Annotated in this window: 15 protein-coding genes and 1 pseudogene; 9 read left to right on the top strand and 7 right to left on the bottom strand. The window is 58.0% G+C overall.

Annotated features, from left to right (window positions below; translation table 11 throughout):
• The first annotated feature begins 8 nt into the window (after positions 1–8).
• From pgaB to pgaD, 3 genes are read left to right on the top strand one after another with little or no spacing between them, the layout of a single operon-like run.
• Positions 9–2,024, top strand: coding sequence for a poly-beta-1,6-N-acetyl-D-glucosamine N-deacetylase PgaB (gene pgaB / locus CWM53_RS28245; RefSeq protein WP_074387377.1), 2,016 nt, complete (start codon positions 9–11; stop codon positions 2,022–2,024).
• Positions 2,017–3,345 carry a poly-beta-1,6-N-acetyl-D-glucosamine synthase gene (gene pgaC, locus CWM53_RS28240; RefSeq protein ID WP_032736701.1) on the top strand — a complete coding sequence of 443 codons (1,329 nt, stop codon included), beginning with the start codon at positions 2,017–2,019 and terminating at the stop codon, positions 3,343–3,345. Before pgaB ends, pgaC begins: the two co-directional genes overlap by 8 nt.
• On the top strand, positions 3,345–3,794 hold the full coding sequence (pgaD, locus tag CWM53_RS28235) for a poly-beta-1,6-N-acetyl-D-glucosamine biosynthesis protein PgaD (RefSeq protein WP_008807231.1): 450 nt from the start codon (positions 3,345–3,347) through the stop codon (positions 3,792–3,794). Before pgaC ends, pgaD begins: the two co-directional genes overlap by 1 nt.
• 46 nt (positions 3,795–3,840) lie before the next feature.
• On the opposite strand, the gene CWM53_RS28230 is transcribed toward pgaD, so the two are convergent.
• Positions 3,841–4,626 carry a DsbA family protein gene (locus CWM53_RS28230; protein ID WP_008807232.1) on the bottom strand — a complete coding sequence of 262 codons (786 nt, stop codon included), beginning with the start codon at positions 4,624–4,626 and terminating at the stop codon, positions 3,841–3,843.
• Between the two features lie 223 nt (positions 4,627–4,849).
• Here CWM53_RS28230 and CWM53_RS28220 point away from each other — a divergent pair, with 223 nt between their 5' ends.
• The 3 genes from CWM53_RS28220 to cbpM all read left to right on the top strand — a co-directional run bounded on the left by CWM53_RS28220 (position 4,850) and on the right by cbpM (position 6,901).
• Positions 4,850–5,533, top strand: a complete 684-nt coding sequence (locus CWM53_RS28220) for a TerC family protein (RefSeq protein WP_100730096.1) — start codon at positions 4,850–4,852, stop codon at positions 5,531–5,533.
• A 145-nt stretch (positions 5,534–5,678) separates the two neighbouring features.
• A complete protein-coding gene (gene cbpA / locus CWM53_RS28215; protein ID WP_100730095.1) occupies positions 5,679–6,596 on the top strand; it encodes a curved DNA-binding protein in 918 nt (305 codons plus the stop codon).
• The gene (gene cbpM / locus CWM53_RS28210) at positions 6,596–6,901 is read left to right on the top strand and encodes a chaperone modulator CbpM (RefSeq protein ID WP_074387311.1); all 306 of its coding nucleotides are present in this window, start codon (positions 6,596–6,598) and stop codon (positions 6,899–6,901) included. Before cbpA ends, cbpM begins: the two co-directional genes overlap by 1 nt.
• Positions 6,902–7,469: 568 nt before the next feature.
• Here the strand turns inward: cbpM and CWM53_RS28205 are convergent.
• From CWM53_RS28205 to CWM53_RS28185, 5 genes and pseudogenes are all read right to left on the bottom strand, one after another.
• A complete protein-coding gene (locus tag CWM53_RS28205; protein ID WP_048331451.1) occupies positions 7,470–7,841 on the bottom strand; it encodes a plasmid partitioning/stability family protein in 372 nt (123 codons plus the stop codon).
• 9 nt (positions 7,842–7,850) lie between these two features.
• Positions 7,851–8,807: a plasmid segregation protein ParM domain-containing protein gene (parM, locus tag CWM53_RS28200; protein ID WP_074387312.1), complete on the bottom strand. Its 957-nt coding sequence runs from the start codon at positions 8,805–8,807 to the stop codon at positions 7,851–7,853.
• 150 nt (positions 8,808–8,957) lie between these two features.
• Positions 8,958–9,077, bottom strand: a pseudogene (locus CWM53_RS31510) (hypothetical protein); the annotation flags it as partial.
• Positions 9,078–9,081: 4 nt separating this feature from the next.
• Positions 9,082–10,497: a melibiose:sodium transporter MelB gene (melB, locus tag CWM53_RS28190; protein WP_100676127.1), complete on the bottom strand. Its 1,416-nt coding sequence runs from the start codon at positions 10,495–10,497 to the stop codon at positions 9,082–9,084.
• Between the two features lie 92 nt (positions 10,498–10,589).
• Complete coding sequence (locus CWM53_RS28185; protein ID WP_074387314.1) at positions 10,590–11,942, bottom strand: alpha-glucosidase/alpha-galactosidase; 1,353 nt, start codon at positions 11,940–11,942, stop codon at positions 10,590–10,592.
• Between the two features lie 239 nt (positions 11,943–12,181).
• On the opposite strand from CWM53_RS28185, the gene melR reads away from it, so the two are divergent.
• The gene (melR, locus tag CWM53_RS28175; RefSeq protein ID WP_165784212.1) at positions 12,182–13,120 is read left to right on the top strand and encodes a transcriptional regulator MelR; all 939 of its coding nucleotides are present in this window, start codon (positions 12,182–12,184) and stop codon (positions 13,118–13,120) included.
• Between the two features lie 49 nt (positions 13,121–13,169).
• Here melR and proP read toward each other — a convergent pair whose 3' ends face one another.
• Positions 13,170–14,672 (bottom strand): glycine betaine/L-proline transporter ProP, encoded by a 1,503-nt coding sequence (gene proP / locus CWM53_RS28170; RefSeq protein ID WP_008807240.1) that lies wholly within the window; start codon positions 14,670–14,672, stop codon positions 13,170–13,172.
• Between the two features lie 544 nt (positions 14,673–15,216).
• Between proP and CWM53_RS28160 the strand changes: the two genes are divergently transcribed.
• Positions 15,217–15,552, top strand: a complete 336-nt coding sequence (locus tag CWM53_RS28160) for a zinc ribbon domain-containing protein YjdM (RefSeq protein WP_008807241.1) — start codon at positions 15,217–15,219, stop codon at positions 15,550–15,552.
• Between the two features lie 228 nt (positions 15,553–15,780).
• Positions 15,781–16,215: a VOC family metalloprotein YjdN gene (gene yjdN, locus CWM53_RS28155; RefSeq protein WP_100698487.1), complete on the top strand. Its 435-nt coding sequence runs from the start codon at positions 15,781–15,783 to the stop codon at positions 16,213–16,215.
• Positions 16,216–16,333: the final 118 nt, after the last annotated feature.

The following is a 16,333-nucleotide window of genomic DNA, read 5'->3' as shown; positions in this document are numbered from 1 at the left end:
GGATGACCATGCTGAACACGACCCTGCGCAACGGCCTGATGCTTCTCGTCTGGCTGTGCCTTATCTTCAGCGTGCGTGCTGAGGAAGTCCCCTTCCTCGCCCCGCAGCAGCGCCCCCAACTGGAGGCCAATCAACCCTGGCCGGCGGATCGCTTTCTGGTGCTGGCCTACCATGATGTCGAAGACGACGCCGCCGACCAGCGTTATCTTTCAGTGCGCACCAGCGCGCTCAACGAGCAGATCGCCTGGCTGCTGCATCACGGCTACCATGCGGTGAGCGTCCAGGACATTCTTGACGCGCACCATGGCGTTAAGCCGCTGCCGGCCAGGGCTTTTCTTCTCAGCTTCGACGATGGCTATAGCAGCTTTTACACCCGCGTCTGGCCGCTGCTTAAAGCCTGGAATGTTCCGGCGCTCTGGGCGCCGGTGGGCAGCTGGGTGGACACTCCCGCCGGGCAGCCCGTTAATTTTGGCGGCCTGATGACACCGCGCGATCGCTTCGCCACCTGGGAGATGGTGCGCGAGCTTAGCCGCTCGCCGCTGGTGGAAATCGGCTCGCACACCTGGGCCTCTCACTACGGCCTACCGGCCAATCCGCAGGGCAGCCGCGAGCCCGCCGCCGCCAACCGCGGCTGGGATAAAACCACCGGTCGTTATGAAAGCGACGCGCAGTTTACCCGGCGCATGGCCGATGACGTGCAGAAAGTGACGGCGAAAATCCACGAGGTCGCCGGGAAAGCACCGCGCGCCTGGGTGTGGCCCTATGGCGCCGCCAGCGGCAGTACCCTGGCTATCGCCAAACAGCAGGGCTATCAGCTGGCGTTTACGCTGAACGACGGCCTGGGCAACGTGAAGGACCTGGACAATATTCCGCGCCTGCTGATCGCCGGGAATCCGTCGATCAAGGCGTTTGCCAACGCCGTAACCCAGATCCAGGAAGCCGATCCTGTTCGGGTGATGCATGTGGATCTGGACTATGTCTATGATCCCAATCCCGTCCAGCAGGCGAAGAATATCGATAAGCTGGTGCAGCGCGTCTATGACATGAAAATCAGCCATGTCTTTCTGCAGGCCTTTTCCGACCCGCAGGGCGACGGCACGGTCAAGTCGCTCTATTTCCCTAACCGCTGGCTGCCGATGCGCGCCGACCTGTTTAACTTCGTCTCCTGGCAGTTGCAGACCCGCGGCGGTGTGAAGGTGTATGCCTGGATGCCGGTGCTGGCCTTCGATCTCTCGTCCGATCTGCCGCGCGTTCAGCGCTGGGATCCGCAAACCGGCAAGGCATTACTTGCCCGCCAGCCGTACGTTCGCCTGTCGCCCTGGGATCCCCGGGTTCGCCAGCAGATCACCGACATCTATGAAGATCTGGCCCGGCACGCCAGCTTCAGCGGGATTCTGTTTCACGATGACGCCGTGCTGACCGATTTTGAAGACGTGAGCCCGGAGGCGGTCGCCGCCTGGCGGCAGACGGGTCTGGGACACGATGCCGGCCCGGTGCCCCAAAGTCCGCAAGAGCGCCAGGCATGGATGCGTTTCAAAAGCCAAACCCTGACCCGCTTCACTCTGGATCTACGCCAGGCGGTGCAGGCCATCCGCGGCCCGCAGGTGAAAACGGCGCGTAATCTCTTCGCCCTGCCGATCCTGGAGCCGCAGAGCGAAGCCTGGTTCGCGCAGAATCTGGATGACTTTCTTGCCGCCTATGACTGGACGGTACCCATGGCGATGCCGCTGATGGAGTCCGTACCGATTGACGCCAGCCAGGCCTGGCTGACGCGGCTGGTCCAGGCCGTCGCCAGCCACCCGGGCGCGCTGAAGAAAACCATCTTTGAACTGCAGGCCAGAGACTGGAACCGACGCCAGCAAAACGCCATTCCCGACCAGCAGCTAGCGGACTGGATGCGTTTGCTGCGGCTGAACGGCGTCAAAAATTACGGCTACTACCCTGACGATTTTATTAACAACCAGCCTGATATCTCCCGTATCAGGCCGCAATTTTCTTCCTGGTGGTACCCTGACCATGACTGATCGCATCATCGCATTGTGCATTTTATGCCTCGTATTCGGGCTGCCGTTAGGTGTCGCAGCGGTATTTACCGGCGAGCTCATCCTCGACTTTGTCTTTTTCTGGCCGCTGTTTATGTCAGTGCTGTGGATCACCGGGGGCCTTTACTTCTGGTTTCAGCTGGAACGCCACTGGCCATGGGGGGAGGATACCCCGCCGCCGACGCTGCCGGGCAATCCGCTGATTTCGATCCTGATCCCTTGTTTTAACGAGGAGAAAAACGCCCGGGAAACCATCAGCGCGGCGCTGGCCCAGCGTTACGCCAATCTCGAAGTGATCGCCATTAACGACGGCTCTTCGGACAACACCGCCCAGGTGCTCCAGCAGCTGGCGCAGGAGGAGCCGAAGCTGCGGGTGATCCACCTGGCCGCCAATCAGGGAAAAGCGGTGGCGCTCAAAGCAGGCGCCGCCGCCGCCCGCGGCGATCTGCTGGTCTGCATCGATGGCGACGCCCTGCTGGACCGGGATACCGCGGCCTGGCTGGTCGCGCCGTTGATCCACTATCCGCACGTCGGGGCGGTCACCGGCAACCCGCGGATCCGCACCCGATCCACGCTGATCGGTCGCATTCAGGTGGGAGAATTCTCGTCGATCATTGGGCTTATCAAGCGGACGCAGCGGATCTATGGCCGGGTCTTTACCGTCTCCGGTGTGATTGCCGCCTTCCGGCGCCAGGCGCTGGCGGACGTCGGCTACTGGAGCCCGGATATGATCACCGAAGATATTGATATCAGCTGGAAGCTTCAGCTCCGCCACTGGGACATCTTTTTCGAGCCGCGGGCGCTGTGCTGGATCCTGATGCCGGAGACCCTTAAAGGGTTATGGAAGCAGCGTCTGCGCTGGGCGCAGGGAGGCGCGGAGGTTTTCCTGGTTAACCTCCGTCGTCTGTTTCACTGGGAGCATCATCGGATGTGGCCGCTGTTTCTGGAGTATGCCTGCTCCACGCTGTGGGCCTTTGCCTACGCGGTTACCATTCTGCTGTTTATCCTCAGCCGCCTGATGCCGCTGCCTGACAATCTGGCGGTGCACAGCCTGTTTCCGCCGGAGTTCACCGGCATGCTGCTTGGCGTGATGTGCCTGCTGCAGTTCGTCGCCAGTCTGTATATCGAGCGACGCTACGAGAAAAAGGTCGCCAAATCGCTGTTCTGGGTGATCTGGTTCCCGATGGTTTACTGGATGATCGGCCTGCTGACCACGCTGGTCGCTTTTCCAAAAGTGATGGTGAAACGTCAACGTTCCCGCGCGCGCTGGGTGAGTCCGGACCGGGGAAAAGGAAGCCTGTGATGAATGAAAATACGCTCATCTTAACCGAACACCGTGTGCTGCCCCGGCTGGTCGACGCCGGTTTAACGCTGCTGGCCTGGCTTGGTTTTCTGTTCTTTCTGTACGCCAATTTGCTGATGCAGTTCATCGCGCCGCCCTCTCCGCGCTGGGAGTCGCTGATGGCTTCACTGAATACGGCGCTGGTGTATCTGCTGATTGCCGCGCTGAACGGCTGGCTGTTGATCCTCTGGTACCACTACAACCGGCGCCGCGCCCGCACCCGGCATCATACCGCGGTGCTCACCCTGCGACATGATGAGCTGGCGAGCAGCTTTAACGTTGCGCCGCAAATTATCTCGGAGATGAGCCGCTATAATTTGCTCACCGTTTACCACGATCAAATCGGGCAGATTATTGATTTAAAAAGCCACGCGTTACCGCCGCCGCAGGAAGAGAGCGAGCGCGCATGAGAGCAAGGCCGCCGTCGGCGGCCTGGATAGGTAACGACGTCGGGGATCAGCCGCCGGCTTTTTTGATGGCGGCTTCCAGCGAGGCCTGATCCGCCAGCCCCGGGAAGACGGTGATGCTGGCTTCCGTGGCGCCGGTGGTCGGCATCACGATCACGCCCGGCGTGCCGCTCAGACCAATCTCCTGCGCCAGATCGTTAATGCTCTGCAGCACCGGTTCGACGTCGGTGGCCTTCTTCGCATCAAAGCCGGCTTTCTTCGCCTGCTGCTGGATATCCGCCGTCGTCAGCTTACCTTCGTTATGGCCGGTAGCGTAAATCCCGTTATGGTAGGCCAGATAGGCATCCGCCCCTTTCTGCTGATAGATCTGCAGGCCGGTTTTTGCCGCCTCCAGCGAGCTTTCCCAGCGGCCGCCGAAAATCGGCCACTCTTTAAAGGCGAAGCGGGTCTGCGGGTGCGCTTTAATCACCTGCTCCATCACCGGCGCCAGACGGCTGCAGTAGACGCACTGGTAGTCGAAGAATTCGATCACCGTGACTTTGCCATTGGCCGGGCCGTAGGTCGGGGTATTTTTATCCTGGGTCAATACAGCCGCGTTTTTCAGCACTGCCTGGGTGGCCGCGCTGGCCTGCTGTTCAGCCTGTATTTGCTGCAATTTCTGGCTCGCCTGCAGGAGGACTTCCGGGTGGGCGACCAGGTAGTCGGCGGCGATTTTGCCGATTTTCGCCTCCTGTTCCGGGGTGAAGGTCGCCGGCGCGTCAGCGGCAGAGGCCATCGCCGGCAGTAAGACAGCGCTCAGCAGGGCGACAGAGAGGTATTTCTTGTGGCCAGACATAGTGGGGATCCTTGCGATAAGTGAACGGCAGGTGAGTCTGGGTGACAAAATATCACCCTTTTTCGCCGAAGCCTTGCCCAACGGCGCGTTGATTCGTAACTTTATTTTTCAGGCTCGCTTTTCCCGCGCGACGGCGCGGGTCTGCGTCAGTGGTCAATGCGCCCCAGGCGGAGTACCCTGCGCAGCGGTTTTTCTTGCTCTTTTTCAGGTGGTTTCTCTCGAAATGAATGCATTACTCCAACAATGGGACATGGCGGTGATTATGCTGCAGATTGTCGCCATCGATTTACTGCTGGGCGGCGATAACGCCGTGGTGATAGCCATGGCCTGCCGCAAACTTCCGCCACAAAAACGCACCAAAGCGATCATCATCGGTACCGTGGGGGCGATCCTGGCGCGCGTGCTGTTGCTGGCGATCGCCCTGTATCTTCTGTCGCTACCGTGGCTGAAAATAGTCGGCGCGTTGCTCCTGCTGTGGATTGGTATGAAGCTGGTGAGTAATGAAGAAGAAGAGAGCGAGGTCGGCAGCTCCGCGAGCCTGTGGCGCACCGCGATCACCATCACCGTCGCCGATGTGATCATGTCGCTGGATAACGTGCTGGCGGTCGCTGCGGCGGGGAAAGGGCACATTGCGCTGGTCGCCCTCGGCGTGGCGATCAGCATTCCGATTATCGTCGCGGGCAGCAAACTGGTCCTGGTCCTGCTCACCCGCTTTCCCGCCGTGGTGCTGTTGGGCGGAATGCTCATCGGCTGGATTGCCGGGTCGATGCTGGTCAGCGATCCCACCATTCAGCAGCTGTTTCCCGACGCCGGAGACGGCACCGCGCGCTTGGCTGGCGCCGTCGGCGCGCTGCTGGTGCTGTTTGAAGGATGGCGCCGTCGCCCACGCCCGCAGGCGAAAGACTAGCCTCGCCCATGACGCCGTTGACCCCGACGGCGTCAAGTTTCCGCCACTTTTCTTCCCCTTCAGGGCGCATTTGCCCTACGCTTTATACTGACGCCTGTTCCAGGGAATATGTAACCACCGCACTGAGCATAGATGAGATAAAATCATGGAATTGAAGGATTATTATGCCATTCTCGGGGTGCAACCAACCGACGATCTGAAAACCATCAAGACCGCCTACCGCCGCCTGGCACGCAAATACCACCCCGACGTCAGTAAAGAAAGCGATGCCGAAGCCAAATTCAAGGATCTCGCCGAAGCCTGGGAAGTCCTGAAAGATGAGCAGCGGCGCGCCGAATACGATCAGCTCTGGCAGCATCGCAACGATCCCGGCTTCGGTCGCCAGCAGCAGACACACGAGCAGAGCTACAGCCAGCAAGATTTCGACGACATCTTCTCCTCCATGTTTGGCCAGCAGGCGCATCAGCGTCGCCGTCAGCATGCCGCACGCGGCCACGATCTGGAGATCGAAGTGGCGGTGTTCCTTGAAGAGACGCTGGCCGAGCAGACCCGCACCATCAGCTATAACCTGCCGGTATACAACGTGTTTGGCATGATCGAAAGTGAAACGCCGAAAACGCTGAATGTGAAGATCCCCGCCGGGGTAGTCGATGGTCAGCGTATCCGCCTGAAAGGCCAGGGGACGCCGGGCGAAAACGGCGGCCCGAACGGCGATCTGTGGCTGGTTATCCACATCGCCCCGCATCCGCTGTTCGACATCGTGGGCCATAACCTGGAGATCGTCCTGCCGCTGTCGCCATGGGAGGCCGCGCTGGGCGCGAAAGTGACGGTGCCCACCCTGAAAGAGAGCATCCTGCTAACGGTGCCGCCGGGCAGTCAGGCAGGACAGCGCCTGCGCATCAAGGGTAAAGGGCTGGTGAGCAAAACCCACACTGGCGATTTGTTCGCCGTCATCAAAATTGTCATGCCGCCAAAACCAGATGAAAAAGCGCGTGGGCTCTGGCAACAATTGGCCGCCGCCGAAGCCAGCTTCGATCCGCGTAAGACATGGGGGAAAGCCTGATGGCTACAGTAACAGTGACGTTTACCATTACCGAATTGTGCCTGCGTACCGGGGTATCGGAAGAGGAGCTGGCGGAGATCGTCGGCTTAGGGATGATTGAACCGCACCAGCCGCAGGCGGAAACCTGGCTGTTCGACGACAGCGCGGTGACGATTGTCCATCGCGCGGTGCGCCTGCGTAATGAGCTGGAGCTGGACTGGCCGGGGATTGCGGTGGCGCTGACGCTGCTGGATGAGAACGCGCGGCTGACCCGCGAAAATCGCCTGCTGCAGCAGCGCCTGGCCCGCTTCCTCGCCCACGGATAGGGGCGACATCCCGGGTGGCAGCGTTCCGTCTTCGTGCCGGGTGGCGGCTACGCCTTATCCGGCCTACAAACGGCACTGGGCCCACCATTGAACTGGATCCGTAGGCCCGCGCAAGCGTAGCGCCGCCGGGCATGGCCACAGCCAAGGAGCCGCCTGTATGCCGGGTGGCGGCTACGCCTTACCCGGCCTACAAACTGCACTGGGCCCACCATTGCACTGGATCCGTAGGCTCGCGCAAGCGTAGCGCCGCCGGGCATGGCCACAGCCAAGGAGCCGCCTGTATGCCGGGTGGCGGCTACGCCTTACCCGGCCTACAAACGGCACTGGGCCCACCATTGAACTGGATCCGTAGGCCCGCGCAAGCGTAGCGCCGCCGGGCATGGCCACAGCCAGGGAGCCGCCTGTATGCCGGGTGGCGGCTACGCCTTACCCGGCCTACAAACTAAGCGGAATTTCCCGGGTCGCGGCGTTCCGCCTTACCCGGGCTACCGGACAGTGCAAACAGTAGCCCGGCTAAGCGCAGCGCAAGCCGGGGAGTTTCCCGGATAGCGCAAACCGGGAACAGCGCTTAATCCGGTAACGAACCGGCGAGATTACGCGCGGAGACGCTCTCGCTCACCGGGGCTGGCGGCTCCGGCGCTTTAACCGGCGCGGCCGCTGGCGCGGACGCCGGGGCGGAAGAGGCCGGCTGGATTTCAAGGAACGAAGCCAGCATCTTACGCAGCGTTTCCGGTTTAGTATCTTCCGCCAGCAGCGCCGCCAGCATCGACGGCAGGCGGCTATCGACTTCCCCTAACGCCAGCCCCGCCAGCAGCGCCGTACGCGACATATCGCCGCGGTCGCCGCGGTGATGGGCCTCAATTTTCGCGTCCGCAAAGCGCTCGCTGGCGCTGATATCCGGGCGCAGGTATATCAGAACCTTTCTGCGATCCAGAGTCATAGACGCTCCTTAGCCAATAATTTTCAGACCACGCACCAGGGCGAACTGCGGCTCTTCAGCCACCACGAAACGATCTTCGCGCAGGCCCATACGTTCACGAATCGCATCGGCCACCAGCGGCGCGCCGCCGCCAATCACGATGGCGTGCGAATAGCCTTTAAAGCTATCGATGGCTGTCAGGACGCGGGTGGTCAGGCGCTCAATACTGTTCGCGATGACCTTTTTCACCTCAGAAACCGCATCCGGATCGTTGATGTTGTCGGTCAGGTATTCTTCGTCGTGGCGGTTGATAATTATCTGGTCGACGTTATAGCTAGAAGTGTCGGTATTCGCCCGGGCCAGCGCCAGCTTAACGGCATCGGTCACCAGCGATACACCCAGCTTCGGATCGCCGTAAATGCGCGAAACCGAGGTCATCTGCCCGGCGACCATTGAAATATCCAGCGTGGTGCCGCCGAGGTCGATAATCAGCACCGAATGCGACGGTTTCAGTTCATCGCACAGGCTGATCCCCGCCGGAATGGATTCCGGACGCACGGTGACTTTGGTGATATTGAACACCACGCCTTTATTCAGTTTAACGTCGCGCAGCAGGCTCTTTTTCTTACGCTCAATGTTGTCGAGGCGATATTGCGCATCTTCGTCATAAAATTCGGTCAGCGGTAGGGTGACCACAATTTCAACATCCTGCGGCTCCAGACCACTGGTCAGCAGCGCGTGATGGACGGCGATGGAATTCAACGGGCTATATTGCCAGTCAATGTTATTGGTCGGCAGCGCATCGGGGGTGATCAGGTCGAAAGAGTACTTTTCATCATCCACGGTGTAGTTAAATGGCTTCCCGGAACCGAAGGTGGCAGACCAGCCTCGCTTGAAACTGTTGGGGCTGATATGGGTGAAAGTTTCGCCATCTTGCTCCCACAGCATTTTGATATTGGTTGAACCATCATCGATAAAAATGCGCATCGCATTGCTCCATCACTGAGACAAATAAGAGAAAAATGTAAGACCCAAAAAGAGTAGCAAGAGTTAAAAAGCAGCGCAAGAGCACGAAAAAGAGACAATTCCGAGTTTTATTTGAGAACATCGGGAGAAAAAGACAACTCCATGAACCCAGAAAGAGAAATTATTGAGACAAAATAGAGAATTACAGTTTCCTTTCTCTGTCTGTTTCAGACGCTGTTTTTTGTACAAAAAGAGAGCATCCCTCCCCTCTTTCGTCAGCGGTTTTCGCACGCTTTTACACCTGATTGGGTACTACAATCGGCCGTTCCGGCTCGACGACATTTTCCGGTACCCGGCGATATTTATCCAGCAGGTGAATCTGAATACGACGCAGCATATCGCCATTCAGTTTGTAATAACGAAAATAGAGAAACAGCGTCAGGGCAAAAAAGAGCGTCGGCAGCGCAATCATAATCGCCTGCATCCCCAGTTTCGTCTGTGCAGATTGAACAACATTCGGCACGTAGCCGATGATACTCAGCACCACAGCAATAAACCAGGCCGCAAACGCCGAGCCCGCTTTCACCACCAGCGTCTGTACCGAGTAGGCGATGCTTTCGCAGCGGATATTCATCGTATATTCGCCGTAGTCGACGGTATCGGCCACCATAATGACCTGCAGCACCCAGAACAGCGCGGTGCCGATATTCAACAGCACCCCGGCCAGCGAAATCAGCGCGATGTTGTAAACGCCGCTCAGCGCCATCAGCAACAGCACGCCGCAGCCCAGCACCGGCATGATCGATGCCCCCGCCCACAGAATGCGCCGCGACAGCCCTTTTACCAGCCGTGGGAACAGGATCAGCGTCAGCAAATTCGCCGCCCCCGCGTAGGACATGTAATACGGAAACATCTCCGCGCTGCCAATGACGTAGGTAAAGTAGTAAATCGCAAAGCCAGCGATAATATTCGCCGCCGTGTTATAGGCCAGCGCCATGCCTAACAGACAGGCCAGCTGATCGTTTTTATAGATAAGCGCCACCATCTGGCGCAGTGAAAGATGGCTGGAATCCTCGCTCACGCCGCTGTCGGAGGAGTAAACCTCATGGACGTTGCGCAGGGTGACGAGGGTGGAAACCACAAAGAAGGCGATCAGCACCAGAGTGAACATCTGGAAACCAAAACCGCGGTCGGCGCCGCCGACAGCGCTGACAAACGGCAGCGTGACGCCGGCCGTAACAAACCCGGCAAGACTGGCGAAAAAGCGCGGGTAAGGCACCAGTTGTTCGCGTTCGCGTTTATCGAGGGTAATGGTCGGCACCAGCGACCAGAACGGCACATCCATGATGGTGTAGGTGAAGCCCCACAGTAGATAGGTCAGCCATACCCACGCCAGTAGCGCCCCGCCGCTGAAGTGATGGGCGCTGAACAGCATATACAGCACCGCCGAGTTGGTTATCGTGCCGATCAGGATCCACGGTTTGAACTTCCCCCATCGCGATCGCGTGCAGTTGACGATCCATCCCATGATTGGATCGGCTATCGCATCGAGGATCCGCGCCACCAGGAATAAGGTGCCGACCACCCCAACCGATAACCCGACAATATCGGTGTAGTAATACATCAGGTACATGTAGACGATACCGATAGCGAAATCTTTACCAAAGGCACCAAATCCGTAGCTGAGCTTTGTTGTCATTGAAATACTCATAGGGTACAGGTCGCTGTCGCCAGCGCCTCCTTCAGTGTTTGATAGAGCATGGCAGGCGCCGCCGGGCCAGATCCCCCGGCGGCATGAGAGGATTAACGGTGCAGCCAGGCCGGCAGCCAGTCGCCGTGGCTGGCGATCAGATCGTCCACCAGCGCGTAGATCTCTTCGATCCCCAGCACCGCGGCGGTGTGCGGATCCATCATCGTGGCGTAATAAACATAGTCGCGATTTTCCGTCAGAATGGCCTCCGTTAGCAGCGTCTGCACGTTGATGTTGGTCTGCATCAGCGCCGCCAGATGCGCCGGCAGCGCGCCCACTTTCGTCGGTTGAATACCGTTGGCGTCCACCAGGCAAGCCACTTCCACACAGCAGCCCTGCGGCAGGTTGTCGATGAGATTATCGTTGCGCACATTGCCGTACACCACGCTTGGCTCGCCGGTCCAGATGGCGTTCATGATGGTGCTGGCATACTCGCGCGATGGTTTAACGTCGATGCGCTCACCGCGCTTATAGCTCTCCAGCTCTTTATGCCAGTTGGCCAGTTGCTCGACGCAACGTTTAGGGTATTCATCCAGCGGCACTTTATAGCGGGCGATAAGATCATCGCGGCCCGGCTTGATAAACCATGGCGTATATTCCGCGAAATGCTCCGACGATTCGGTGACAAAGTAGCCCAGCTTTTTGAACATCTCATAGCGGACGATGTTTTCGCAGCGCGGGTTGCCGTGCAGGTTCGGCTTCGGCGCCCGGCCCTCGGCGTAGGCCTGCAGCAGGTCGGGATAGAGACTGACGTAGCTGCCGTCAGCGAGCTTTTTCTCCAGCGACAGATAGAACGCCATATGGTTAATTCCCGCGCAGCGGTAGCGTAAATCCGCCGGATCGAGATCGAGATCGCGCGCCAGCTCTTCCGCTGTCCCCTGTACCGAATGGCACAGGCCAACCTGCTTGATATGCGGGTAGCGGGCGTACATGGCCCAGGTGTTCATCGCCATCGGGTTGACGTAGTTAAGCAGGGTGGCGTCCGGGCAGACCTCTGTCATATCGTCGCAGATAGCCCACAGGTGGGGAATGGTCCGCAGCGCGCGCATAATGCCCCCCGGCCCCAGCGTATCGGCGATGGTTTGCTCCAGGCCGTGGCGCTTGCAGACTTCAAAATCGGTGACGGTACAGGGCTCATAGCCGCCAATCTGGAAAGCGACGACGACAAAATCGGCGCCTTGCAGGGCGGTTTTACGATCGCGATGGCAGCTGATTTCGCCGTTCGCGCCCACCGAATCCATCAGCTTGCGCACCACGATATGCGACTCTTCCAGCCGGGTTTCATCGATATCCATCAGCGCGATATGCGCCGACTTCAGCGCCGGGCGCTGGAAAACATCACCGAGAATATTTTTGACGAACACCGTCGAACCGGCGCCGATAAAAGTAATTTTTGGGGCAGACATTGCACTCTCTCCATCAGATCATTGAACGCTTTCAGAGTGGCACGCCGCTCCCCGCTGCGCTGCCCTGTTCGCGCCGGAGCATTCCCGGAAACTCAGATCGGCCATTAAGCGCCACAAAATCTGAGCTTTTGGGAATAGATCGACTTAAAAGGAGAGAAAACGGGCCAGTTATTCGGCTAAGCTGTCGTCAGTTTTGGTGAAAAATGCAGCCACTCTGACAATCCAGGAACACGTTAATGATGGAACACCGCTTTACTTCCCTGCCCCCCGATCCCTTCATGTGCAGCAGCGACGAAAAGCAGAGCCGCAGTCCGCTGGCGCTCTACTCCGAGTATCAGCGTATGGATATCGAACTGCGCCCGCCGCACGCCATGCCCACCAGCCACTGGCACGGCCAGGTGGAGGTCAACGTGCCATTCGACGGCGATGTAGAGTATTTGATTAATAACGAAGTGGTGCGTATTGAAAAAGGCTATATCACCCTGTTTTGGGCCTGTACGCCGCATCAGCTGACCCGCCCTGGCGATTGCCAGCAGATGGCGATATTCAACCTGCCGATGCATCTGTTTCTCTCATGGCCGCTGGACCGCGAACTGATCAACCACGTCACCCATGGGATGGTGATTAAGTCCCTCACCGCGCAGCAGTTAAGCGCCTTTGAAGTGCGCCGCTGGCAGCAGGAGCTGAACCACGACAATGAACAGATTCGCCAGCTGGCGATCGATGAAATCGCCCTGATGCTCAAGCGGCTGAGCCTCTCCGGCTGGCAGCCGATTCTGGTCAACAAAACCTCGCGCACCCACAAGAACAGCGTCTCGCGCCACGCCCAGTTTTATGTCAGCCAGATGCTGGAGTTTATCGCCGCCCACTACGACCAGGCGCTGACCGTCGACGCCGTCGCCGAGCACGTTAAGCTCAACCCGAACTACGCGATGGGGGTCTTTCAGCGGGTGATGCAGCAGACCATGAAGCAGTACATTACCGCTATGCGTATCAATCACGTGCGGGCGCTGCTGAGCGATACCGACAAGACCATCCTGGATATTGCCCTCACCGCCGGTTTCCGTTCCAGCAGCCGCTTCTACAGCACCTTTACCCGCTACGTGGGCATGCCGCCGCAGCAGTACCGTAAACTTAGCCAGCAGCGACGTCACGGGCTGGCCTTGCCGGAGGCATAAAAAATGCCGCCGGGGTCTCCCCAGGCGGCATGATTAACAGTGAAAACGGTTAGTCGTTGATACGCGGATGCTGCTGCACCAGACGCGACCGTTTTGCCTGCAGATCGGCGATCTCCTGATCGATATCTTCGATTTTTTGTTCGATGTTATCGTAGTGCTCGCCAAGGATTTCTTTCGCTTCCTGGATATCCGACGCTGCCGGGGTCGCCCCTTTCAGCGGGCGGTTAGCCGTCTCTTTCATCGACAGACCCGTCGCCATCCCCACCACCGCGATGACCATCAGGTAGTACGCCGGCATCATCAGGTTCTGAGTGGTTTCCACCAGCCACGCCGCCAGGGTTGGCGTCAGACCAGCAACCAGCACCGAGATGTTAAAGGCGCTGGCCAGGGCGCTGAAGCGGATGTGCGTCGGGAACATCGCCGGCAACGAGGAGGCCATCACCCCGATAAAGCAGTTCAGCACGACCGCCAGCAGCAGCAGACCAGCGAAAATCAGGCCAATCACGTTGCTGTTAATCATAATGAAGGCCGGGATCGCCAGGGCAAACAGCGCCACGCTACCAATCAGGATGAACGGACGACGGCCAAAGCGGTCGCTGAGCATACCGATAACCGGCTGCACAAACAGCATCCCGACCATGATGGCGATGATGATCAGCACCCCATGATCTTCCGAGTAGTGCAGGTTATGCGACAGGTAGCTCGGCATATAGGTCAGCAGCATGTAATAGGTCACGTTGGTGGAAATCACCAGACCAATACAGGTCAGCAGGCTACGCCAGTGCTTGGTGGCAATCTCTTTAAAAGAGACCTTCGGCCCGTCCTGCAGTCCTTCACGGTCGCCCTGCTCCATGGTGTCCACATGCTGCTGGAACGCCGGGGTCTCTTCCAGCGCATGGCGCAGATAGAGACCGATGATGCCTAACGGCAGCGCCAGGAAGAACGGGATACGCCAACCCCAGTCGAGAAAGTTCTGTTCCCCCACCACGCTGGAGATGAGAACCACCACGCCGGCCCCCATCACAAACCCGGCGATGGAGCCAAAGTCCAGCCAACTGCCCATAAAGCCGCGTTTACGGTCAGGAGAATATTCCGCGACGAAGATCGATGCCCCGGTATATTCACCGCCGACCGAGAAGCCTTGCGCCATTTTACACAGCAGCAGCAGGATCGGCGCCCAGATGCCTATCGTGGCATACGACGGAATCAGGCCGATACAGAAAGTACTTATCGACATGATCACGATGGTTATTGCGAGGATTTTCTGCCGACCATATTTATCGCCCAGCATCCCGAAAAACAGGCCGCCTAACGGACGAATTAAAAATGGAACGGAGAAGGTACCGAGTGCGGCAATCATCTGCACGCTTGGGTTGGCATCGGGGAAGAAGACTTTACCTAAGGCGTAGGCCACAAAGCCATAGACGCCGAAATCGAACCACTCCATCGCGTTACCCAGGGAGGCCGCGGTGATCGCCTTTTTCAGTTTACCATCATCGATGATGGTCACATCCTTAAGGGTGATGGGCTTTATTTTTTTCCTTTTAAGCATATTTTTCCTCTGCTACTCCGCCTTGAGTACACGCATCATCGCCGAATGGCAATGCCATTCGCATCGTGCGTCAGGAGCGGTGAATTGCTGTGCTCCTCATTTCAAGCGTAGCAGGTTTGCCTGCACTGTCTGCTGACAGAATGTACAACCGAACCTGTTGACGCCTGCTCTGGCTACTGGTGAATAAATAGAGCGGCCGATCGTGATACCTGATGAAATTGACCTGCTCCCCTTTTTTACCCTAACAGCGTTTATATCTGCGATCAACTTCACATAAATTTACCGCCCTATTACAGAGTGTCCGAAAATAAATAAGTTCATTTTACTGGCTGCTCGCAAAAATTATTTCCTCACTCCCCCTTATCCTCTGGCGGATAATTTTGGCGGTTATTCTGCTTTCACCCGAATAGTGTGATGGGTAATTTTTACTAAAAAAACACCCGACAAAAGTGGGTGATTGCGCTATAATCAGCCACACTTTCGGCTATCAGCCGCTGTTTAGAGGACCAACGTCCTGTTTTCCGACGACATCACGAGGAACGTCATGCAACTGCCACACTGCCCAAAATGCGATTCGACTTACACTTATGAAGATAACGGCATGTACATCTGCCCGGAATGTGCCCATGAGTGGAACCCTGCCGAGGCGACAGAAGAGAGCGACGTTCTGATCGTTAAAGATGCCAATGGCAATTTACTGGCCGATGGCGATAGCGTTACCGTAGTGAAAGATCTGAAGGTAAAAGGCAGCTCTTCGATGCTGAAAATCGGCACCAAAGTGAAGAATATCCGTCTGGTCGAAGGCGATCACAATATTGACTGCAAAATTGACGGTTTTGGTCCGATGAAGCTCAAGTCGGAATTCGTCAAAAAGAACTGATTTATTTCCGGGAGGGCGGCGTCATTATTTTCCTGCACCACCGTCGCCGCTCCCGATATCATCGTGACCCACCCGCTCCCTGTGCAACCTGTTATTTTCCGCCTCAGTCCCCGCTATTTTCACTGACCATTTCGCCGCTATGCCGCTACACATTTTCGCGCTGCCGTCTGGCTCAACAGCGTCCCCGGCGACTACGCTTTACGGGTTACGGCCACTGAGGTATTCACCATGTCCTTAAGTCCCTACCTTGCCTTTGCGGGCAACTGCGCCGAGGCAATCGCCTTCTATCAGCAGACGCTGGGTGCAGAGTTAACGTTTAAAATGACCTTTGGCGAAATGCCGCCATCGACACAGGAAGCGTCGGATGACTGCCCGTCCGGTCAGCAGATAGATCAAGACGCCATCGCTCACGCCAGCCTGCGCATCAACAACGGCGAGCTGATGCTGAGCGACAGCGTCTTCGGTTCCGATGCGCAATACACTGGCTTCACCCTCGCCCTCGCCCCCAGCGATGTCGATGAAGGTCAGCGCTGGTTCGAAGCGCTGGCCGTTGGCGGGCGCATTGAGATGCCCTGGCAGGAAACCTTCTGGGCCCACGGTTTCGGCCAGGTCGTGGACCGCTTTGGCGTCCCCTGGATGATCAACGTGGTTAAACAGGGCTGACCCCGGCAGGGCGGTCCTGCCGCCCTGTCATCCTTCTGGCACCAACTCTTCATCCTTTAGTCATCATCACTTAACCGAAATGCAACATAAACCGGTCAGGATCGGCCCACAACGCGAG

The organism is Klebsiella sp. A-Nf5 (assembly GCF_002810545.1).
GTDB lineage: Bacteria > Pseudomonadota > Gammaproteobacteria > Enterobacterales > Enterobacteriaceae > Klebsiella > Klebsiella variicola.
This window is presented reverse-complemented; position numbering and strand designations above follow the sequence as displayed.